Annotated in this window: 13 protein-coding genes; 6 read left to right on the plus strand and 7 right to left on the minus strand. The window is 63.3% G+C overall.

Translation table 11 applies throughout. From position 1 onward, the window contains the following. Nucleotides 1–13: 13 nt before the first annotated feature. The 3 genes from map to AC1MEM_RS22525 all read left to right on the plus strand — a co-directional run bounded on the left by map (nucleotide 14) and on the right by AC1MEM_RS22525 (nucleotide 5,789). A complete protein-coding gene (map, locus tag AC1MEM_RS22515) occupies nucleotides 14–775 on the plus strand; it encodes a type I methionyl aminopeptidase (protein ID WP_499474317.1) in 762 nt (253 codons plus the stop codon). A gap of 448 nt (nucleotides 776–1,223) precedes the next feature. Next, nucleotides 1,224–4,037 carry a TonB-dependent receptor domain-containing protein gene (locus tag AC1MEM_RS22520; RefSeq protein ID WP_499474318.1) on the plus strand — a complete coding sequence of 938 codons (2,814 nt, stop codon included), beginning with the start codon at nucleotides 1,224–1,226 and terminating at the stop codon, nucleotides 4,035–4,037. A gap of 210 nt (nucleotides 4,038–4,247) precedes the next feature. Continuing rightward, nucleotides 4,248–5,789 (plus strand): hypothetical protein, encoded by a 1,542-nt coding sequence (locus tag AC1MEM_RS22525; protein ID WP_499474319.1) that lies wholly within the window; start codon nucleotides 4,248–4,250, stop codon nucleotides 5,787–5,789. A 21-nt stretch (nucleotides 5,790–5,810) separates the two neighbouring features. On the opposite strand, the gene AC1MEM_RS22530 is transcribed toward AC1MEM_RS22525, so the two are convergent. From AC1MEM_RS22530 to tkt, 3 genes are all read right to left on the minus strand, one after another. Continuing rightward, nucleotides 5,811–6,131 carry a hypothetical protein gene (locus tag AC1MEM_RS22530; protein ID WP_499474320.1) on the minus strand — a complete coding sequence of 107 codons (321 nt, stop codon included), beginning with the start codon at nucleotides 6,129–6,131 and terminating at the stop codon, nucleotides 5,811–5,813. Nucleotides 6,132–6,414: 283 nt separating this feature from the next. Next, a complete protein-coding gene (gene gap / locus AC1MEM_RS22535; RefSeq protein ID WP_499474321.1) occupies nucleotides 6,415–7,425 on the minus strand; it encodes a type I glyceraldehyde-3-phosphate dehydrogenase in 1,011 nt (336 codons plus the stop codon). Between the two features lie 80 nt (nucleotides 7,426–7,505). After that, nucleotides 7,506–9,503, minus strand: coding sequence for a transketolase (tkt, locus tag AC1MEM_RS22540; protein ID WP_499474322.1), 1,998 nt, complete (start codon nucleotides 9,501–9,503; stop codon nucleotides 7,506–7,508). A 229-nt stretch (nucleotides 9,504–9,732) separates the two neighbouring features. Here tkt and AC1MEM_RS22545 point away from each other — a divergent pair, with 229 nt between their 5' ends. Next, nucleotides 9,733–10,458 (plus strand): 16S rRNA (uracil(1498)-N(3))-methyltransferase, encoded by a 726-nt coding sequence (locus tag AC1MEM_RS22545; RefSeq protein WP_499474323.1) that lies wholly within the window; start codon nucleotides 9,733–9,735, stop codon nucleotides 10,456–10,458. Nucleotides 10,459–10,551: 93 nt separating this feature from the next. Here the strand turns inward: AC1MEM_RS22545 and AC1MEM_RS22550 are convergent, their stop codons facing one another. Together AC1MEM_RS22550 and AC1MEM_RS22555 are read right to left on the minus strand one after the other, a co-directional pair. Next, nucleotides 10,552–13,521, minus strand: coding sequence for a TonB-dependent receptor (locus AC1MEM_RS22550; RefSeq protein WP_499474324.1), 2,970 nt, complete (start codon nucleotides 13,519–13,521; stop codon nucleotides 10,552–10,554). A 481-nt stretch (nucleotides 13,522–14,002) separates the two neighbouring features. Further along, complete coding sequence (locus AC1MEM_RS22555) at nucleotides 14,003–16,981, minus strand: TonB-dependent receptor (protein WP_499474325.1); 2,979 nt, start codon at nucleotides 16,979–16,981, stop codon at nucleotides 14,003–14,005. A gap of 857 nt (nucleotides 16,982–17,838) precedes the next feature. Here AC1MEM_RS22555 and AC1MEM_RS22560 point away from each other — a divergent pair. After that, nucleotides 17,839–19,476, plus strand: coding sequence for an NAD(P)/FAD-dependent oxidoreductase (locus AC1MEM_RS22560; protein WP_499474326.1), 1,638 nt, complete (start codon nucleotides 17,839–17,841; stop codon nucleotides 19,474–19,476). 2 nt (nucleotides 19,477–19,478) lie between these two features. After that, a complete protein-coding gene (locus AC1MEM_RS22565) occupies nucleotides 19,479–20,348 on the plus strand; it encodes an EamA family transporter (RefSeq protein WP_499474327.1) in 870 nt (289 codons plus the stop codon). Here the strand turns inward: AC1MEM_RS22565 and corA are convergent. Both corA and ntrC read right to left on the minus strand, forming a co-directional pair. Next, nucleotides 20,343–21,311: a magnesium/cobalt transporter CorA gene (gene corA / locus AC1MEM_RS22570; RefSeq protein WP_499474328.1), complete on the minus strand. Its 969-nt coding sequence runs from the start codon at nucleotides 21,309–21,311 to the stop codon at nucleotides 20,343–20,345. The genes AC1MEM_RS22565 and corA overlap by 6 nt on opposite strands. 221 nt (nucleotides 21,312–21,532) lie before the next feature. Next, nucleotides 21,533–23,002, minus strand: a complete 1,470-nt coding sequence (gene ntrC, locus AC1MEM_RS22575) for a nitrogen regulation protein NR(I) (RefSeq protein ID WP_499474329.1) — start codon at nucleotides 23,000–23,002, stop codon at nucleotides 21,533–21,535. Between the last annotated feature and the right edge of the window lie 19 nt (nucleotides 23,003–23,021).

Consider the following 23,021-nt stretch of genomic DNA (forward strand, 5'->3'; position numbering starts at 1 on the left):
CACGAAACACGACATGGCAATCAAACTCAAGAACGACAAGGACATCGCGAAAATGCGCGTGGCCGGCCGCATGGCCGCCGAGGTCCTGGAAATGATCAGGGAATACGTCGTCCCCGGCGTCTCCACCGAAGAACTCGACCGCCGCTGCAACGACTATATCCGCAAGGTGCAGAAGGCAACGCCGGCCAACGTCGGCTACCACGGCTTCCCGAAGACCCTGTGCACCTCGGTCAACGGCGTGGTCTGCCACGGCATCCCGAGCGAAAAAGAGATCCTCAAGGACGGCGACATCGTCAACATCGACGTCACCGTCATCAAGGACGGCTGGCACGGCGACACCAGCCGCATGTATTACGCCGGCACCCCGAGTCCTGAAGCAAAACGCCTGGTCGACACGACCTATGAATGCATGATGGCGGGCATCCGCGCCGTGCGTCCCGGCGCGCGCCTGGGCGACGTCGGCCACGCGATCCAGAAGCTGGCCGAAGGCGCCGGCTACTCCGTGGTGCGCGACTACTGCGGCCACGGCATCGGCCGCGTCTACCACGAAGACCCGCAGGTGCTGCACTACGGCCGCCCCGATACCGGCCTGCTGCTCAAGGAAGGCATGACCTTCACGGTCGAGCCGATGATCAATGCCGGCGACGACGAAGTGGCCCAGCTCGACGACGGCTGGACGGTCGTCACGCGCGACGGCTCGCTGTCGGCGCAATGGGAACACATGATCGCGGTGACCTCGAACGGCTTCGAGATCCTGACGCCCTGGCCGCGCTAGGCTGGTACTTCCCGGCCTGATTTTCCGGCGCCGCACGGCGCCGGAGCGCTGCCGGGTGCATGCCTGTGAAGCGCCTTCGCCCTGCCTTTGCCCCGCCCCGTTTGCGCTCGCCATCAGACACGCTGCGAACGTCGTGATTTGCCTTTCGCACGCCCCTCCGCTCCCGCCTCCCCGCCTCGCGTGGCCACCCTCTGTCTTGACATCCCCGCCCGGTAACTTGCGAAAAAGCACGGTTAGGTTGTGTATTCAACACAAGTCCGTGATTTTTTTGGCAACCCACTTTGTGCTACTTGACTGCAATTACTTATTTATTCAAATTGAATTGACTCATTAAGTAAAGTCAAGTTCCTTCAAGAATATTTGTCAATACATTGGAGATATTTTGAAACCACATCGTGTTTGCAAAAAAAGCGCACTGGCGGTCGCCGTCACGCTCGCATGTTCGCATATGGCGCTCGCCCAACAGCAGGACGAGCAGCAGCCCAACCAGCCAATCCAGCGGGTGCTGGTGACGGGTTCGAACATCGCCAGGATCGATGCCGAAACGGCGACGCCGGTGACCATCATGCGCCGCGACGACATCGTCCGCACCGGCGCCAACTCGGTCACCGAACTGCTCAATACGCTCACCGCCTCGACCGGCAGCCTGACCGACATCGGCGGCAGCAACTCGTTCGCCGGCGGCGCCTCGTCGGCATCGCTGCGCAACCTGGGCAAGCAGTCGACCCTGGTCCTGTTGAACTCGCGCCGCGTGGCGCCCTACGCGCTGGCCGACTACAACGAGGTATTCACCAACCTCGACTCGCTGCCGCTGGACGCGATCGACCGCGTCGAAGTGCTGCGCAACGGCGGCTCGGCCGTGTACGGTTCCGATGCCGTCGCCGGTGTCATCAACATCATCACCCGCAACGACTACCGCGGCGTCCAGCTGAAAGCCAGCCAGGACCAGTCGCTGGAACACAGTCAGTTCAAGACCCGCAACGCCAGCATCACCGGCGGCATGGGCGACTTCGCCGCCGATGGCTACAACGTGCTGGCAAACGTCGAACTGTTCAAGCGCGATGCGGTCATGTGGCGCTCGGTGGTCGACGACATCAACCCGATCTACGGCGAAAAGTTTACGACCGTCGCCCCGGGCAGCGGCCGCATGTTCGGCAACCGCGGCGCGCCTTCGTCGTTCAGTTATCCAGGCAACATCCTCGGCTTCGGTGGCGGCGGCGGCGCGATCGACGGCTGCACCACGGTCGCCGCCGGCCTGTGCCAGTACGACCGCTTCTCGCGCTTCCAGGCGATCCCGCAAGCGGACCGCGTCAACGCCCTGGTGTCGGGCAAGCTGCGCATCAACGACAAGGTCGACGCCTTTGCCGAAGTCCTGTTCTCGCATACCAAAACCACCTATGAGGGCGCTTTCCCGACCTACGACTCGACCGGCGCGGACTCGGTCTGGGGCAACCCGGTCACCGGCGAACGCCTGAACTTTACCTACCTTCCGCTGCCGGCCACCCACCCGCTCAACACCCTGGGCGAACCTGCTGCCCTGCGTTACCGTTTTACCGATGCGGGCGGCGAGACGGTCGTCAAGAGCTCGGAATACCGCGCGCTTACCGGTCTGAAAGGCAGCTGGGACAAGTATGACTGGGAGACTGCTGTCGGCGTGATGGGCAGCAAGACCAAAATGCGCGGCCGCGGTGCCTTCAGCGCGAGCGGCTTCAAGCAGGTGATCGGCGACTACACCCAGTACGACGCGGACTTCACCCCGCTCGACCCGAACTTCTTCAACCACGACTACAAGATCGGCCAGCAGAACTCGGCCGCGGTGCTGAACACCCTGTTCCCGGAGCAGGGGTATGACGGCAAGATCACCCAGGTCTTCCTCGACGGCAAGATCAGCGGCGAGGTTGCCAAGTGGGGCGAGCGCTCGATCGGCATGGCGGTCGGCGGCGAACTGCGCCACGAGAAGTTCGAGATCAACCCGACCGCCAACCTGCTGAGCGGCGACATCGTCGGCAACGGCTCGGCCACCGCGAACGCCAAGCGCATGAGCGGCGCCGCGTTCGCCGAAGTCAACGTCCCGCTGACCAAGACCTTCGAAGTGACCGGCGCCGCCCGCGTCGACAAGTACGAGAACTTCGACGCCCACGTCTCGCCGAAGCTGGCCTTCCGCTGGGAAGCAAGCAAGCAGTTGCTGGTTCGCGGTACCGTCGAATCGGGCTTCCGCGCGCCGAACCTGACCGAGAGCGCCCAGTCGAGCAAGTTCGCCTTCGACAACGGCGTAGTCGATCCACGCCGCTGCCCGCAGGCACTGGCCCTGGCCCAGGACCTGCGTTCCCGTGCCGACGCCCTCGGCGCCAGCGATCCGAACGCCGTGCTGTTCAACGCGCGCGCCGACACGGTCGAAGGCAACGAGTGCGCCGCAGGCGTGTTCAGCAATGTGCGCAATAATCCGGACCTGAAGCCGGAGACCTCGCGCAGCGCCACGCTCGGCCTCGTGTTCGAACCGATCAAGGGCTATAACATCGCCCTCGACTACTGGCGCATCGAGCGCAAGGACGAGATCGGCCTGAAGAGCACCGACGACCTCCTGGCGGCGGAAGACGACCAGCCTGCCGGCGTCATCGAGCGTGGTACGCTGGCCAGCGACAAGACCTTTACCGGCGCCGAGCAGGCGCAGTACGGTGTGACCAGGGGGGCGCTGCTGGGCACCTCGGGCATGTTCGAGAACGTGTCGAAGACCAAGACCAGCGGCGTTGACCTGACCGGTTCGGCCCGCTTCAAGACCGGCCTGGGCCGTGTCAACGTCGATGCCAACCTGACCTACCTGACCGACCTGCGCTACTTCAGCACCGCGCGCGGCGACTATGGCGACAACCTGGCGGGCCGCTACGACGCGCCGAAGGTCGTGGCCAATACGACGGTCGCTCTCGATTCGGGCAACTTCTCGAACGCCCTGCGCGCCAGCTTCAAGAGCGGCACCGAGCTGCACGGCGACTTCTACGACGACAGCTATACGATCGCAGGTTGTGCGGACCGCGACTGGACCGAGTCGGAGTGCCGCGTCGGATCCTATGTGCGTTGGGACTACACCATGGCCTACCGTGGCTTCAAGGGATGGACGCTGACGGCCTTCGTGCGCAACGTCTTCAACCACCGTCCACCGGTCGACCTGCGCCGGTTCTCGAGCGACGGCGGCGGCGTGATCCCGCAGAACTACGAGGATGTGCAGGGCCGCAGCCTGCGCCTGACCGCGGAATACCGCTTCTGACCGGCTTTGGCTGGCTGCTAAAGGCGGGCGCTTCGGCGCCCGCTTTTTTATGCGCGTGACCGCTCACGCGCCCGTCCGACTTTCCAGAATTAACTATCCGCAGCTCCCTTCCCTGCGAGTTCTATCTTCTGCGCGCTATCAAGGACATCGCGCCCTCAGGTATTCATAGTGGGTATGGCAGTTTACTTGAACCCAAATAGGAGTGATATCATGAAACATTCGTTGCTAGAAATTGGCACGCAGCTAGACGCCGCAGCTCCGCAACTCAGAACCATGGAAGCGATGCTGCAAGACATGCAGGACAACCTGGCGCCTGCACGGGATGCTCTTGCGCAAGCGGAGGCGAAGCCCTTCATGCCAACCATGCCTGCGGAGCAGTATGAGGAGCTCAAGGCCAGGCTGGAGGCGCAAGGGCTGGGAGCGGTCGCGGACAAGGGCACCGACGTGGAAGCGGGAGTCGGCGTGGGAGTCGATCTGGATGTGGATGTGGAAGTGGGAATGGAAGCGGCAACGGAAGCGCTTGTGCCTATCTCGCTTGTCGGGCCGAATATTCCAGGCGCAACGGATGTGGATGGACTGATCCCGCCCGACACCCATGGCGCGATCGGGCGCGACCATTTTGTCGAAGTCACCAACTCGCACGTCGACATTTTCCCCCGGGCCAATCCGGCCATGCGTACCAGCATTTCGCTGGCCGCCTTTTTCGGGTATTCCACGCGCGTGCTGTTCGATCCGCGCGCGGTCTTCGATCCTGTCTGGAACCGCTGGGTCATCACGGCGGACGCATTCCAGGAATCGACCACGCGCCAGTTGTATTTCATCGCCGTTTCGACCACGCCGAATCCGCTCGGTTCGTATTTCATCTACGCGTTGAACGTCGCCTTCAATGCAGGCGATTTCTGGGATTACCCGCAACTCGGGTACGACCAGGACGCCGTCATCTTCACGGCCAACATCTTCACCGCATCGGGTGCATTCCGCGGCGCCGACATGTTCGCGGTCGCCAAGGCCCGCCTCTACAACGGCCTGGGCTTCTCGGTTCCGGTCTTTACCGGCCTGCGCGGGACGCTCGCTCCGCCCATCGTGCTTGACCAGAACGCGCGGACCTTCCTGGTCGCCGCCTCGGGCGGCAGCAGCTTGAGCCTGTACACGCTGACCAACTCGAGCAGGCCGAACGGCATCCTGCTGGCAGGGCCGGTGAATGTCGCCGTCCCTGCCTATTCGGTCCCGCCCTCGGCCGCGCAACCGGGAACCACCGCCCGGCTGGACACGCTCGACGGCCGCTTCGTCAACGCCAGCACACAGACCGGCAACTCGCTGTGGCAGGTGCATACCGTCGCCCTCGGAGGCTTTTCCGCGCCCAAGTTCTACCAGATCAACACCGCCACCAACGCGCTCGTGCGCAGCGCATTCTTCTTCGGCACGGCGACCTCGTTCGATTTCAACGCCGCGATCGCGGCCAATGGCGCCAACGACGTGTTCGTGACCTGGACGATGACGGATCCGCCCAATGGTACCCAGGCCCAGGTGCGCTTCTCCGGCTTCGACCACAACAATGGAACCACCTATGTGCTCAGCCCGGGGATCGCGGCATTCACGAGCCCGACGTGGTTCGGCGGAGGCCGTTGGGGCGATTACTCGGCCGTGACGCTGGATCCGCGCAATAACAGGCGCGCGTGGCTGGTGAACGAAGATATCCTGGCGAACCACGACTGGGGTAGCCGCATCGTCGGCATCGGCTTCGTGCCCTGACCGGGGGCAGCCAGCCCGGCCTCAGCGCATGCCGCTGTCGTAGGTGATGCGGACCGGCGTGAACCCGTCCTGTCGTACGGTCACCGTTTGTTCCATGGCCCGCGGACAGGCCACGTCGGACTCCGGGTGCAAGCGGTAGACGCCCGGTTCCAGCATCACCTCGAAACGGCCGCCCGCGTCGCTGTGTACCTCGGCCACGGTGCGGCCTGCCTCGTCCGTGATGCGGATGGCGGCCTGGTAGGGACGATGGTTGATCATCCCGGGCGACTCGACCGGGCTGACCGGCCACAGGATCACTTCGCCGGCAATCCCGCTGGCGATGTGCTGGACTGATGTCATCATGAAACCAGTCTAGTGCCCGGCCGCCCAATTGCAAGAAGCGATAACGCGCGGGCATGCTCAGTGAACCCGTCATCGAGGCCATTGGCCTCGATGACCCCGTACGGTGCGCCACCGTCGTCATTGTTGGTCGAGACCGCTGTGTAACCTAGGGCGGGCATGCCCGCGCGTCGACGTCGAGTGCAGCGCTCATCTACAAGAAAGGCCGCTCCGATGTGCATCGAAGCGGCCTTCTTCACTGAACGGCATTACGCCCCAGAGGGCGTTTTTTTTGAGGCCGTGTCGATTACTTCGCGTTCATCAGCGCAACGGTGGTGTCGAGCATGCGGTTCGAGAAGCCCCACTCGTTGTCGTACCACGACGAGACCTTCACCAGGCGGCCCGACACTTTCGTCAGGGTCGAATCGAAGTTCGACGAGGCCGGGTTGTGGTTGAAGTCGATCGAGACCAGCGGCTCGGTCTGGTAAGTCAGGATGCCTTTCAGGGCGCCTTCCGAGGCCGACTTCATCAGCGCATTGACTTCGTCCACCGTCGTGTCGCGCTTGGCGATGAAGGTCAGGTCGACGATCGACACGTTGATGGTCGGCACGCGGATCGCGAAGCCGTCCAGCTTGCCGTTCAGCTCAGGCAGCACCAGGCCGACCGCGGCGGCAGCGCCGGTCTTGGTCGGGATCATGCTCATCGTGGCCGAACGCGCGCGGCGCAGGTCTTCGTGCATCACGTCAGACAGCACCTGGTCGTTGGTGTAGGCGTGCACGGTGGTCATCAGGCCGGTTTCAACGCCGATGGCGTCGTTCAGTGGCTTGACCAGCGGGGCCAGGCAGTTGGTGGTGCAGGAAGCGTTCGAGATGACGGTGTCGGTGCTCTTGAGCACGTCCTGGTTGACGCCGAAGACGATGGTCGCGTCGACGTCCTTGCCGCCTGGTGCCGAGATGATGACTTTCTTGGCGCCGCCCTTCAGGTGGGCCGAGGCTTTCTCTTTGGTGGTGAAGAAGCCGGTGCATTCCAGCACGACGTCCACGCCCAGCTCGCCCCATGGGATTTCGGCCGGGTTACGCTGCGCGAACACGCGGATCGGATCGCCGTTGACGATCATGTTGTCGCCTTCGACCGTGACGGTGCCCGGGAACTTGCCGTGGGCGGTGTCGTAGCGGGTCAGGTGGGCGTTCGATTCGGCATTGCCGAGGTCGTTGATTGCCACGATCTGGATGTCTTGCTTTTTGCCGCCTTCGTAGAATGCGCGCAGGATATTGCGGCCGATGCGGCCATAACCGTTGATTGCAACTTTGATCGTCATGCTTTACTCCTGATTAGAAAAAAACTTTTTTCGGACCCCGAATAAGAAACGGGCCACCCGAAGGCAGCCCGCAGAAAACATTACGCAGCGATCACGCCCTTGGCCTTGGCCACGACGTTCTCGACGGTGAAGCCGAAGTGCTTGAACAGCACCGGCGCCGGAGCGGACTCGCCGAAGGTATCGATACCGACGACCGCGCCTTCCAGGCCGACATACTTGTACCAGAAATCGGTGACGCCGGCTTCGATGGCAACGCGAGGAACGCCGCGGGTCAGCACACTTGCTTTGTAGCTTGCCTCCTGGCGGTCGAAGACGTCGGTCGACGGCATCGAGACCACCCGCGCGGCGATGCCCTCGCCTGCCAGTGCGTCGGCCGCCTTCATCGCCAGTTCGACTTCCGAACCGGTGGCGATCAGGATGACTTTCGCGTCGGCCGCGTCGCGCAGCACGTAGCCGCCCTTGGCGACATTCGACACGGTGGCCGCGTCGCGTTCCATGAACGGCAGGTTCTGGCGCGAGAAGATCAGGGTCGACGGGCCGTCCTTGCGCTGGACGGCAGCGCCCCAGGCCACTTGCGATTCGACCGTGTCGCACGGACGCCAGTTGTCCAGGCCCGGGATCAGGCGCAGCGACGAGACGTGTTCGACCGACTGGTGGGTCGGGCCGTCTTCGCCCAGGCCGATCGAGTCGTGGGTGAACACGAACAGCGAGCGGATCTTCATCAGGGACGCCATGCGCAGCGCATTGCGGCTGTAGTCCGAGAAGGTCAGGAAGGTCGCGCCGAACGGGATGAAGCCGCCGTGCAGGGCGACGCCGTTCTGGATCGCGGCCATGCCGAATTCGCGCACGCCGTAGTTGATGTGGTTGCCCGGGATGCCCGAGCGCACGGCCACGATTTCCTTCCAGTTGGTCAGGTTCGAGCCGGTCAGGTCGGCCGAGCCGCCCAGGAATTCAGGCAGGATCGGGGCCAGGGCCTGGATCGCGTTCTGCGAGGCCTTGCGGGTGGCGATGGTCTCTTTCTTGTCGATGCAGGTGGCGATCGCCGCTTCCAGCACTTCATTGAAATTGCCCGGCAGCTCGCCCTTCATGCGGCGCTCGAATTCGGCGGCCAGTTCAGGGTGCTGGGCGCGGTATTCGGCGAAGTTGGCGTTCCATGCGGACTCAAGCTCGGCACCGCGCGCTTTCGCGTCCCAGGCCTGGTAGATTTCGCCAGGAATGTCGAACGGGATCGGGTCCCAGACCAGGTGCTGGCGCACGGCCGCGATTTCCTTGTCGCCCAGCGGGGCGCCGTGGACTTTATCGCCGCCTTCCAGGTTCGGGGCGCCCTTGCCGATGATGGTCTTGCAGCAGATCAGGGTCGGACGGTCCGACTTCTTCGCCTGCGCGATGGCGGCGGAAACAGCTTCCACGTTGTGGCCGTCGACCTTCGGGATCACGTTCCAGCCATAGGCCTCGAAACGCTTCTGGGTGTCGTCGGTGAACCAGCCTTCGACGCGGCCGTCGATCGAGATGCCGTTGTCGTCGTACAGCCAGATCAGTTTATTCAGGCGCAGCGTGCCGGCCAGCGAGGCGACTTCGTGCGAGATGCCTTCCATCAGGCAGCCGTCGCCCAGGAATGCATAGGTGTAGTGGTCCACGACATCGAAGCCTGGACGGTTGAATTCATACGACAGCAGCCATTCGGCCAGCGCCATGCCGACCGCGTTGGCGATGCCCTGGCCCAGCGGACCGGTGGTCGTTTCCACGCCCGGGGTGATGCCCACTTCCGGGTGACCCGGGGTCTTCGAGTGCAGCTGGCGGAAGTTGCGGATGTCGTCCATTGAGACGTCGTAGCCGGCCAGGTGCAGCAACGCGTAGTGCAGCATCGAGCCGTGGCCGTTCGACAGCAGGAAGCGGTCGCGGTTCATCCAGCCAGGATTGGCCGGGTTGTGGCGGTAATGCTTGTCCCACAGGGCGACGGCGATTTCTGCCATGCCCATTGGCATGCCCGGGTGGCCGGAGTTGGCTTTCTGGACAGCGTCCATTGCCAGCGCGCGGATCGCGTTGGCCATCAGGGTGGTGGTTTGCATAGATGTCATGATTGGTAAGTCTGGGATTGTGAAGAGTAGCACTGCGGCGGTGGCTGCGTCGGGCCGTAACCCGATATTCTACCAGAGCCGGGTGCTGCCTAATTAAAAAGCGTTCACCCGGAAAGCCGGAAGGTGAACGAAAAAGCCCGGCACCGGCTGGCGCAAGTGCACCCACGATTGGTCGCCGGGCGCCGGCGCTTTACAATGCGCCCTTCCCCCACTCATGCGCAGGAATTCCATGCCCCGTTTTTACTGTCCCCAGCCGCTCGCCGCCGGCGCGATTGTCGACCTGCCGGAAGCGGTCGCCCACCATTTGCACGTGGTGCGCATGCAACCGGGCGACACGATGACGCTGTTCGACGGGCGCGGCGGGCAGTACCTGGCCAGCCTGCTCGAGGTGGGCAAGAAGCGCGCGAGCGCCCGGGTCGAGGCACACGCGGCGCTTGAAGCCGAGCTGCCGTATGCGATCACGCTGGCGCAAGGCTTGCCCGAGGGCTCGAAGATGGACTGGATCATCGAAAAGGCGGTCGAACTGGGCGTGGCGGCGCTGCAGCCGCTGGCGGCGCAGCGCAGCGTGGTGCGCCTGTCCGGCGAGCGCGCCGAAAAGCGCCATGCGCACTGGCAGGGCGTCATCGTGTCGGCCTCCGAACAGTGCGGGCGCAACCGCCTGGCGCAGCTGGCGCCGGTGATCGACTTCAACCGTTTCATCGCCCTGCCCGCGGCCGGGCCGCGCATCCTGTTCTCGCCGCGCGCCACCCAATCGCTGGCCGGCTGGGCGCGCCAGGCCGGGCCGCAGGCGGTGACGTTGATGGTGGGACCGGAGGGCGGCTTCAGCGAGGCGGAAGAGCAGGCCGCGATCGACGCCGGCGCCCTCGCCCTCTCGCTCGGCCCGCGCGTGCTGCGCACCGAAACGGCCGCCCTGGCGGCGGTGGCGGCCCTGAACGCGTTGTGGGGCGAGTTCTGAACTTCGCCGGCTGGCGGCGGACATAAAAAAACCGCAGCCGAGGCTGCGGTTTTTTGTTGCGGCCACGAGGGCCGCAAGCACTACACGGTTCGATTACTTGAACTTGTAGTTGTACTCGGCGGTGAACTTTGCCGAACGTGGCGCCGTTGCGCTGATCAGGCCTTCGTACAGGTTGTAACGCGACTGGTTGGTGTTGTAACGCTCGTACACCTTCTGTGCGGTTTGGCTGTTGAAGACGTTGAAGACGTCGATCTTCAGCGACAGGCCTTCGACCATTGCCGGACGGTAGACCACGTTCATGTCGTACGTGTGCTCCCAAGGCAGGCGGCCAGCGGTGCCGCGCGGCGACAGGGTGTTGGTCGCGCCGGTCGGACCGAAGCAATAGTGCGATGCCGACTGGTAGTTGAAGCTAGGGCCCAGATTGGCGGTGGTCGGGTTGGTACCCACGCACGAACGTGGACGGCCCGAAGCGATGGTTGCGGCGCCGCCGATCACCCATTCAGGCGTGATGTCGTAGAAGCCGAAGGCCTTGATCTGGTGCTTGCGATCATTTGGCAGCAAGCCGTTGGCGCCGACCATCAGCTCCGCGTAGTCCCAAGTCTGGGTCGCTGCGACGTCGCCCTGCGCCGTGCTCGTATCCGACAGCGTCTGGCCTTCGGTATTGCCCTTGTTGCGCGACAGGGTGTAGTTCACCTTGGCGTACCAGCCGTTGCGGTATGGGTGCTCGGCGAACAGATCGAGGGCTGCGTAGGTGCGCTCAGCCTTTTCAAAGCCCAGTTCAGCTTTGGTCAGGTGGACCTTGGTGTAGGTGCCGTTGCCAGCGTAGTCGACCAGGAAGTCGTTGTCTTCGCCCGGATTGAACGTTGCGCAGCCGAAGCCAGCATAGTTGCTCGCGTCGATGCCGTTACGCTCGGCGTAAGCATCGAACGGACGTGCATCGCACAGGTCGTCGATGGTCGAACGCAGTTTGCGGTAGGTAACCTTGGCGCCGAAATTGAAGTTCGGGTTCCATGCGCGTTCCATACCCAGGGTGATCTCGTCCTGGTAGGCCGGTTTCATGTTCTGGGCAGCGACCGTCTTCGGATCCTTGGCCTGGCCGAACTCGTTGTTCGACGACAGCACGCCGGTCAGCTCGGTGGTACCGGTTGGCTGGCCGTTCGCGTCCACGCCGGTGTACGAGAAGTTCTGGGTCGTGTACAGCGAGCCGTTGGCGCCGCGCAGGGCAACCACGGTCGGGATCTGGATGGTGTAGCGGCCGACGCTACCGAACACCTTGAACGATGCGTCACCGTTCACGTCCCACGACACGTTCGCGCGTGGAGCGTACTGGTTCTTCATCTGGATGTACTTGGTGCCATCCTGGTTCGCGTTGTAGAAACCTTCGCGACGCACGCCGGCGGTCACCAGCACATCCTTGGTTGCCTGCCAGCGATCTTCGATGTATTGCGCGTCCTGGCCTGCATAGGCGTTCGACACGGTCGAATAGATGGTCTTCTGGACGTAGTAACCCTCGTTCGCCAGGCCAGGCTTGCCCAGCAGGACGCCGACGTCGTCGGCTGGCTTGGTTGGGTCGGTATGCAGGTAGGTCAGCAGCGAACCGCCGGCATATGCCTCGCCCGCGCCCAGCGATGCCATCTTGTTGTTGTCCAGGCCAGCACGCAGGGTGTGGTTGCCCAGCTTGTACTCGAGGTCCAGGCGCTTCGACGTCACGTCGTCGCGCGCGCCGGTTTGCGGCAGGGTGCCGGTGATCGACTGGCCACTCTTGTACACGAGGCCCGGGTATTGATTTTCCGGCGCTGCCGTCACCTGTGGCAGGGCTGGGTTGTAGCCTGCAGGCTCGTAGTAGTGACGCGCCTGCATCTTGCCGTACAGGGCATTGACGGTCAGGTTGTCGGTCAGGTTGCCGACGTAGCGCAGGCTCTGCAGCTCGCCGCCGTTGGCGTTGAACGGACCCAATTCCTCATGGGTCGAGGTATTGACGGCCGAGCCGACGTTACGCGTCGTGTAGTCGTACGAACGGTACTGGGTATCGGTTTTCGGCAGGTCGCCGATCAGCGTCAGTTCCAGGCGGTGATTGTCGTTGATGTTCCAGTCGACCTTGCCGTAGTAGCGCTTGGTCTTGGTCTCGTAGTCGCGCCAGCCGTTACTGGCCAGCGTGGTCGAGGTGCGCGACTGGTACACGCCATTGCTTTCCAGCTGGGTCTGCTCCAGCGCGACATAGCCGAACAGGGTATCGGGGATCAGCGGGCCGCCGGCATAGACCGAGTACTGCTTCTGGTCGACCTTGTTGTCCTCGCGACGCAGGCGCAGGGTGCCGTCCGTCGATGGGAACGTGCCGATGTTCGGGTAGTCGTAGTTGCGGTACTTCGAACGGGTCGACGACGGCGTGATCGACGCCATGGCGCCTGCTTCCCAGGTGTTGGTGCCGGACTTGGTGGTGATGTTCACCACGCCACCGGTCGAGCGGCCGAATTCGACGCCATAGCCGCCGGTCAGGATCTGCGCCTGCGCGATTGCGCCGAACGGCAGTTCCATTGCGCCCAGCTGGGTCAATGGATTGGTAACAGGGAAACCGTTGATGTTGTACGCGTTTTCCGATGCGCCGCCGCCAGCGAAGCTTGCGCCCGCGGCGTAGGTCGGGTCGCCACGGGTGGTATTCGGGGCCAGCTGGACGATCGACTCGACGTTGCGGCCGATCGGCAGCTTTTCGAGTTCGCGCGCGGTGAAGGTCGCGCCGTTGACCGAGCTCGACACATCGATGCGGTTGCGGCGGCCGCTCACGCGGACGGACTGCACGCCGGCAACAGCGGCAGGGGTATCGAAGTTTGCTTCGACGCCCTGGCCAGCCAGGACTTCCAGCTGGGTGGTGCCGACGGTGGCGCCGCCCTTGGTCAGGGTGACGGTATAGGTACCGATCGGCAGGCTGGTAACGCGGAAGTTACCGTTTGCATCGAGTGTGGACGAACGAGTCGCGTTGGTGCCATTGTTTTTGAGGACAACGGTGTCACCCGAACCGGCGGCGACCTTGCCAAAAACCGTACCTGAGGCGTTGGATTGCGCCATGGCGGTTGGCGTTACTGCTACGGTAATAGCGGCGGTTGCGAAAGCAACTTGTAACGCGCGAACCAAAACTGTGTTTCTCAACATGTTTATTCCTATTAATTATAAAACCTTGCGGCTTACATGTCCCCGCAGAGAGACCTCTGCATCGGCCCAGCTCTTCCCCCTCGCCTCGTTCCGGCAAGGTTCAAGTCCCACTTTACGAAAAGAAGTGTTACTGAAGTTACAAATAAAAACACGCGCCATGCATGGGTGTCAACGGCAAAAGTTACACCTGTGCATTTTCGCAACAGAAACGTCCTTTTTTTTTCGTTTGTAAAGGATGCACAGACCAAATTTCCCTGGAAAAGAGGTGGATTTGTAAATACGAAGCACGGGGCCACGCGTGCAGCTTGCGGGCCGGCGACGCATGAACGAAAAAAAACCGCAGGCCGAAGCCTGCGGTTTTTGCGCCGCCCTCACCCGAGGACGGGGAGCAGCCTCATCAGAAGCGGTAGTTGTACTCGGCGCCGATGCGGACGCTACGTGGTGCGGTGTAGCTGATCACGCGGCCGTAGGTCGGGCTGACGTCGGTCGTGCTGCTGACGTTGTAGGTCTCGTCAACCGTCTGCACGGTCTGCTTGTTGGCAACGTTGAAGACGTCCAGCTTGACAGCCAGGCCCTTCAGCATCGCCGGACGGTAGGCCAGGCTCAGGTCGAGGCGGATATCCCATGGCAGCTTGCCGCTGGTACCACGTGGAGCCGGGGCGCCGTTGCAGTAGAAGTAGACCGAACCGTAGTCCACTTCGCCTGGCACGTCCGGATTCCAGCCGAAGCAGCTGCGTGGACGGCCGGATGCCGCCAGGAAGTTACCGCCCAGGGTGATTTCCGGGGTCAGGTCGTAGTAGCCAAAGGCCTTGACCTGGTGCTCGCGGTGGTTCGGCAGCAGGCCATACGAATTGACCATCAGCTCAGGGTTATCCCAGGTCGAGGTTGCTGCGACGTCGGTCTGTGCGTTATCCGACTTGGTCTGGCCTTCGGTGTTGCCACGGCTGCGCGACCAGGTGTAGTTCACGCGGCCATACCAGCCGTTGCGGTACGGGTGCTCGGCGAACAGGTCGACGGCGGTGTAGGTACGCTTCGGCTTGTCGAAGCCCAGGTCTGCCGCGCTCAGGTTGACCGTGGTGTAGCCGGTGCCGGTACCGGCGTAGTCGACCAGGAAGGTCGAGGCACCGCCCGGGTTGAACGAAGCGCAGCCGAAACCGCCCCAGTTGTCGGTGTTGATGTTGTTACGCTCGGCGTAGGCTTCGAACGGACGTGGATCGCACAGGTCGTCGATGGTCGCCTTCAGCGTACGGTAGGTGACGCGGGCACCGACGTTCAGGTCCGGGGTCAGGGCGCGTTCGAAGCCGAGGGTGAGCTCGTCCTGGTAGGTCGCCTTGATGTCGCGGGCGCTGACGGTGTTGGCATCCTTCGGCTGGCCCAGCTCGTTGTTCACCGAGTACACGCCCGAGATCGCGTTCAGGCCGGTCGGCTGGCCGTACTGGTCGGTGCCGGTGTAGGTGAAGGCCTGGCGGGTCAGGGTCGAGCGGCTGGCGCCGCGCACGGCCAGGTGGGTCGGGATCTGCAGCGCATAGCGGCCTGCCGAACCGTACACTTTCAGCGAAGAGTCGCCGTAGACGTCCCAGCTTGCCGCAAAGCGTGGCGAAATCAGGTCCTTGGCTTTGAGGAAGGTCTCGCCGTCGCCGTTGATGTTCTTGAAGCTCTCGTTACGCAGGCCGAGGGTCACCAGGACATCCTTGTTGACTTGCCAGCGATCTTCGATGTACTGGGCTTCCTGCTCGGAGCCGGCGCTGGTCAGCGAATCGAAGATACGACGCGAAACGTAGTAACCCTGGGTACCCAGGCCGCCGCCGCTCGCGGTCGACGCCTTGGTCGGACCGAATGCCAGTTGGGCGTTTGGATCGGCCGCCTTGGCGTAAACCCAGATACCGCCGCCGCCATAGACCTGGCCGATGGCTTCCGAATCAAGCTTGTTGCTGTCGATACCGGCGCGCAGGAAGTGGTCACCCAGCTTGTATTCGATGTCGAAACGACGCGACTTGACGGTGCTTTCCGAGCTGCCGCTGGAAACGGCGCCCGACAGCACTTGCGGGCTGAAGTAGTTCAGGCCAGGCGCGCGTGCATTGCTCGCTGCGGTGATCTGGAAGATGTCAGCAGGGACATTGCCAACTGCATCGTACCGTGCGGACGCGGGCGTCTTCATCTGGCCGACCAGGGCGGTTACGGTCAGGTTGTCGGTCAGGTTACCGGTATAGCGCAGGATCTGGATTTTGCCGCCCACGCCAGGACCGAAATCTTCGCTGTTCTTGTAGTGCTGGGAAGCGGTCTGGGCGCCGATCACACCGCCGGTGTTGCCGTTTGGATAGGTGTAGCCGTACAGCTGGCGGTCTTCCTTGCCTTCGTCACCGATGAAGGTGGCTTCCAGGCGATGATCGTCGGTGATGTTCGCATTGAACTTGACCATGTAGCGGTCGGTCTTGTCCTGGGTGCTCTCGAAGCCGGTCGCTGCCAGCGAGCTCGAGGTACGGATACCGATCACGCGGTCGAGGTCGTCGGTGCGGCGCTCGACGGCGGCGAACATGAACAGGCGATCCTTGATCAGCGGGCCGCCGACATACGCGCCGTACATCTTCTCGGTGCGCTCGAGGTTGTTACGCTGGACGTACAGGGTGCCGTCGGTCGTCTTGTTCTCGGTAGCGCCGGTGTTCGGATAGTAGATATCCTTCGCATGCGAGCGCAGCGAATTCGGGGTGATCGAGGCGCTGACGCCTGCTTCCCAGGTGTTGGTGCCGCTCTTGGTGGTGATGTTGACCACACCGCCGACCGAACGGCCGAATTCCGCACCGAAGCCGCCGGTCAGGACTTGTGCCTGGGCGATCGCGCCGAACGGCAGCTCCGATGCGCCGAGCTGGGTGACCGGGTTGGTGACAGGGAAACCATTGATGTAGTACGAGTTCTCGGAAGCACCGCCGCCGCCGAAGGAGGCGCCGGCCGAGTAACGCGAGTCGGCACGGGTCGTGTTCGGTGCCAGCTGGATGATGGCTTCGACGTTCTGGGTCGTTGGCAGCTTCGCCAGTTCCTTGGCGGTGAAGACCGCACCGTTGTTCGTGTTCGACACGTCGATACGGTTGCGGCGGCCCGTCACGCGGACCGACTGCACCGTGCTGCTGGCAGCGGCGAACGATGCGTCCACGCCCTGGCCGACGATGACGTCGACTTCGGTCGTGCTGGCGACAGCGCCGTTGCGCATCAGCTCGACACGGTAGTGACCCGGCGCCATCGACGTTGCCGTGTAGCGGCCGCTGGCATCCGGCGCGATCGAACGGCGCGTACCGGTTTCGGTATTGACCATGTTGACCGTGGCGCCGGCCGGTGCATCCACGCGGCCGAAGATCGTGCCCGCGGCATTGGACTGGGCCATTGCAACCTGCATCGTTCCGACGGTCAGCGCAGCGCCTCCGAAAGCCAGGGCAAGTGCGTGAACTAATACTGTTTTCTTCATGTGATTCCCTATTTTTTGTATCGGGCTGCCTTGAACAGCCGCTCACAAGAGTTTTTAATCACCAAACGGCCTGTTAAAAGTACGTTCTCCCTCTATTCACAGCCATGGAAGATAAATCTCCATTGCGGCAAGAATATGTATTGATAGAAACATACAAGATCTTCCACTGTCAATCTCCCGTAATTACGCCAGGCGCATAAGAGAATTCGGAAAACCTGCACCAGATCGGTGCAGCCTTGCCTAGACAAGTCGAGGCGCGCAGCAATCGGCACCTCGGCCTATGAAAAAAGCAAGTAATTTCGGCGAAAACCCGAGGAAGTTCGAACAAGCTAGCGCTAAATCAAGGTTTTCTGATTTCGCTGCATTGCACCAATACATTTCGGCAGAAAGCGGGGGGATGCACGGTTTTCGTGCATACGATCAACACAAATATTTCGCATTTGCCTGCGAAAACTGTTGGGCTTAAACAACGCCGCCCGATCCATCCCTGGTATTTGTCCTTCTCCCGTACACGGCGCCCATGGAAAGGGAAACAGATTCGCTAAACTGGAATACGTCGTTTCAATCCGCTGCCCGAATCGGCAGCATTACCAGAATCATTCTATTAATTATCAAACGTAAATATACTTATTCTAATAAAGAGGAAAAACAAGAATATTTACGCTATTCGGAAGCATTTGTTAGCGTAGATATCTCGCTCCCCGGCAGTACACAACCCGCTGCGGCAGGTTACAATGTCAGGTTGACCCGACCAGCTCCAAGCGAACCGACATCCGATGCTGCGCATTAACGAACTCAAACTCCCCCTCGACCATCCCGACCACGCCCTGCGCGACGCGATCCTCAAGCGCCTCGGCATCGACGCCATCGACCTGGTCGACTTCAATGTCTTCAAGCGCAGCTATGACGCGCGCAAGAAAGCGGCCATCGTCCTGATCTACGCGATCGACGTCGAAGTCATCGACGAGGCGGCTGTGCTGGCGCGCCTGAAGGGTGACCAGTACATCGTCCCCTCGCCCGATACCGGCTACAAATTCGTCGACGCCCCGCGCCCGCCCGCCGGCACGCCGCGTCCCGTCGTCGTCGGTACCGGCCCTTGCGGCCTGTTCGTGGCACTGATCCTGGCGCAGATGGGCCTGAACCCGCTGGTGCTCGAGCGCGGCAAGGTGGTGCGCGAGCGCACCGTCGACACCTTCGGCTTCTGGCGCAAGCGCGAACTGAACACCGAGTCGAACGTGCAGTTCGGCGAGGGCGGCGCCGGCACCTTCTCGGACGGCAAGCTCTACAGCCAGATCAAGGACCCGAAGCATTACGGCCGCAAGGTGCTGACCGAGTTCGTGAAGTCCGGCGCGCCGGAAGAGATCATGTATGTCAGCAAGCCGCACATCGGCACCTTCCGCCTCGTCAAAATGGTCGAGCAGATGCGCGCCGAGATCCTGGCGCTGGGCGGCGAAATCCGCTTCTCGACCCGGGTCGACGACATCGTCGTCAGCGAAACGAATGGCGTGCGCCAGGTACGCGCCGTGGTGCTGGCCAATGGCGAGCAGATCGCGACGAATCACCTGGTCATGGCGGTCGGTCACAGCGCGCGCGACACCTTCGAGATGCTCTACAAGCGCGGCGTGTACGTCGAGGCGAAACCGTTCTCGATCGGCTTCCGGGTCGAACACCCGCAATCGCTGATCGACGTCTGCCGCTTCGGCCCCAACGCGGGCAACAAGATCCTCGGTGCGGCCGACTACAAGATCGTGCACCACGCCTCGAACGGGCGTTCGGTGTACAGCTTCTGCATGTGCCCGGGTGGCACGGTGGTCGCCGCCTCGTCGGAAGAAGGCCGGGTCGTCACCAACGGCATGAGCCAGTATTCGCGCAACGAACGCAACGCCAACAGCGCCATCGTGGTGGGCATCACGCCCGACGATTATCCGGGCCATCCGTTGGCCGGCATCGCCTTCCAGCGCGAGCTGGAATCGCGCGCGTTCCTGCTGGGCGGCAGCACCTATGATGCGCCGGGCCAGCTGATGGGCGATTTCGTGCGCGGCGTGCCGTCGACCGCGTTCGGCTCCGTCGTGCCGTCCTTCAAGCCGGCCGTGCACCTGACCGACCTCGCCCCTGCCCTGCCGGAATATGCGATCGTCGCCATGCGCGAAGCCTTCGTCGCCTTCGACAAGCAGATCAAGGGCTATTACAAGGAAGACGCGGTGCTGACCGGCGTCGAGACGCGCACTTCGTCGCCGATCCGCATCAAGCGCCGCGACGACGACCTGCAAAGCCTGAACACGCGCGGCCTGTTCCCGGCCGGCGAAGGCGCGGGCTACGCCGGCGGCATCATGTCGGCGGCCGTGGATGGCATCCGCGTGGCCGAAGCGGTGGCCCTCGCCATGGGCGTGCCGGTGCCTCCGCTGCAGGACTGATCTTGCAAGCCGCGTCCACACGCCCTCCAGCCCGTGCCTTCGCGCCCTTCCTGGCCATCGTCGGATCGCTCATTTCGGTGAACGTGGGCGCGGCCTATGCCAAGGGCCTGTTCCCGTTGGTGGGCAGCGCCGGCATCACGGCAGTGCGGGTGGGACTGGCGAGCATCTTCCTGATGGCCTTCTGGCGGCCATGGCGTGCGCCGCTGGCGCGGCCCGATGCGATCAACGTCGGCATCTACGGCGTCATGCTGGGCATGATGAACCTGCTGATCTACGCGGCGTTTGCGCGCATCCCGATCGGGGTTGCCATCGCCATCGAAGTGATCGGCCCCCTGGCGGTGGTGGTGCTGTCCTCGCGCCACCTGCGTGACTTCTTCTGGGTCGCCTGCGCGGCCTGCGGCCTGTGGCTGCTGGCGCCGACGCGCGCGGGCGCCGCTGCCCTCGATCCGCTCGGCGTCGCCGCCGCCGTCGGCGCGGGCTTCTGCTGGGCCATGTACATCGTCTTCGGCAAGCGCGTCTCGACTCTGAAAGGCGGCCATGTGGTCGCCTGGGGCATGCTGGCCGCTGCCCTGTGTACGGTGCCGATCGGGATCAGCCAGGCGGGAAGCGCCCTGTTCTCCCCCCAGGTACTGGCCGGCGGCCTGGCGGTCGCCCTGCTCTCGTCGATCCTGCCCTACTCGCTCGAGATGATGGCCCTGTCGCGCCTGCCGCGCCGCGTGTTCGGCATCCTGGTAAGCGCCGGCCCGGCGGTCGGCGCGCTGGCCGGCTTTCTTGTCCTCGGCGAAGTGCTGAGCACTGCCCAGTGGCTGGCGATCGGGATGATCGTGGTGGCTACCGCCGGCAGCGCGGCGACGGCCGGGCGCACCTCATAACCACCCTGATTTCTTGAAGCGGTAATAGAGATAGCCGCAGACGGCGAACATGATGCAGACCGCCGTCGGATAGCCATACCGCCATTTCAGCTCCGGCATGAATTCGAAATTCATGCCCCAGATGCCGGCAAAGGCCGTGAACACGGCAAAAATTGCGGCGTAGGCGGCGAGCTTTTTGTTGATATCGTTTTCTTCGATCGTCACCATCGACAGCGTCACCTGGATGGCGGTGGCGATCGTGTCGCGGATGGTATCGAGGCGGCCCGCAATGCGCAGCAGGTGGTCGTGGATGTCGCGGAAATAAGCCTGGGTATTCTCGGCCAGGGCCGGAACCCGGCCGCCATGCAGGCGCCCGACCGCGTCCATCAGCGGGATCACGGCGTGGCGCAGCACCAGCGAATTGCGCTTCAAATCGTACAGGCGCTCGATGTTGTCGCGCTGGGCCCCCTGGCCGCCGAAGATGCGGTCCTCGATCGATTCAAGGTCGGACTCGAGCTTGTCGATGACGGGGAAATAGCGGTCGACGACGGCGTCCATCAGCGCGTACAGCACGAAGCCGGACCCCATTTTCAGCAGCTTCGGTTCGCGCTCGGCGCGGGCGCGCACGCCCAGGAAGCCCTGGGCCGAATCGCGCCGCACCGACAGCACGTAATTCGGGCCGGCGAAAATGGCGACCTCGCCCGAGCAGAGCTCGTCGCCGTTCAGGTTCACCGTGTGCACGACCGTGAACAGCGAGTCGCCATATTCCTCGAGTTTCGGCCGCTGGTGGCCGCGCGAGGCGTCTTCCACGGCCAGTTCGTGCAGGTCGAACTCTTCCTGCATTTTCGCCAGCTCGGCGGGATCCGGATCGCGCAGCGCGACCCAGACGAAGCAGTTCGGTTGTTTCAGGTACTCGCTGATATCCTCGACCGGGATATCGGATAGTTTCTTGCCTTCCTGGTAGGCGACGCAGTTGATCAGCATGTAGTGGAATGGATGGGACGGCGATGCGAGAGCTTACACCATCCTGTAGGGTGGGCGCCCCGTGCCCACGCGGAACGATGCGCCATGTTGGCGGGTTTGGAGCCGCGGACCACCCATTGGGACGCAATGTGCCATGGCGAACCGCGACAATCGAATCCGGCCAACACCGCGCGACCGTCCCCGTGGGCACGGGGCGCCCACCCTACAACGGCCGTACGCGCTTATTCTTCGCGCGCGCCGTCGATGCCGAGTTCGACGATCTTGCGCGTGATCGTATTGCGGCCTATCCCCAGCCGCATCGCCGCATCGTTCTTGCGCCCATGCGTGTGCTTCAGGGCCGTCTTGATCAGCGCCGACTCGAACTGCTTGCCGAGCGTGTCCATCACCTCGAACTGCCCTGCGCTGAGCATGCTCGCGGCCTGCATTTCCAGCAAGCCGATCCACCCATCCGGGGACGGCGGCATCGCCAGGGCGGCAGGCGCTGGCGCCCCGCCCTCGGCCGGCGCCGGCACATAAGCAGGCGCCGTGCCGCCCGGCGGCGCCTGGGTCAGGTCGCGCGGCAAATCCTTGATCTCGACCGTCTGGCCCGGCGCCATCACCGTGATCCAGTTGCACAGGTTTTCCAGCTGGCGCACGTTACCGGGCAGTTCGAGGCTGCTCAAGAAACGCATCGCGCTGTCGCTCATGCGCTTCGGTTCGACGCCCAACTGGTGTGCACTCTGCACCAAAAAGTGGCGTGCCAGCAGCGGGATGTCTTCGCTGCGCTCGCGCAGGCTCGGCAGGCGCAGGCGGATCACGTTCAGGCGGTGATACAAGTCTTCGCGAAACAGCCCGTCGCGCACGCGCTGTTCCAGGTTCTGGTGGGTCGCCGCAATCACGCGCACATTCGCCTTCACCGGCTGGTGGCCGCCGACGCGGTAGAAGTGGCCGTCGGAGAGCACGCGCAACAGGCGGGTTTGTAAATCAAACGGCATGTCGCCGATCTCGTCGAGGAACAGCGTGCCGCCCTCGGCCTGCTCGAAGCGCCCGCGCCGCATCGCCTGCGCACCCGTGAAGGCGCCGCGTTCGTGGCCGAAGAGTTCGGACTCCAGCAGGTCTTTCGGGATCGCCGCGGTGTTCAGGGCGATGAAGGGTTGCTGCACGCGCGGGCTGTGCTTGTGCAGGGCACTGGCGACGAGCTCCTTGCCCGTGCCCGACTCGCCCGTGATCAGGACCGTGACGTTCGACTGCGACAGGCGGCCGATCGCGCGGAACACTTCCTGCATCGCCGGCGCCAGGCCCAGGATCTCGGGCGTCTCGGCGGGCGCCGCTTCCACGCTCGCTTCGCGCAGGCTTTCCTCCAGCGCGCGCCGGATCAGGGACACGGCCTTGTCGATGTCGAAGGGTTTGGCGAGGTAATCGAAGGCGCCGCCCTGGAAGGAGGCGACGGCCGAATCGAGGTCGGAGAAGGCGGTGATGATGATGACCGGCAGGCCCGGGTGGCGCGCTTTTACCGCCTGCAGCAGGTCGATGCCGGATTCGCCCGGCATGCGGATGTCCGAGACCAGCACCTGCGGCGTGTCGGTTTCGAAGGCAACCAGCGCATCGCGCGCGTTGGCGAAGCTGCGCGTCTCCAGATTCTCGCGTGCCAGGGCTTTTTCGAGCACCCAGCGGATCGATGCGTCGTCGTCGACAATCCAGATTGGTTTCATGTAGGTCGTGCTTTCCGCA

This window comes from Telluria sp. AIW5 (assembly GCF_056680575.1).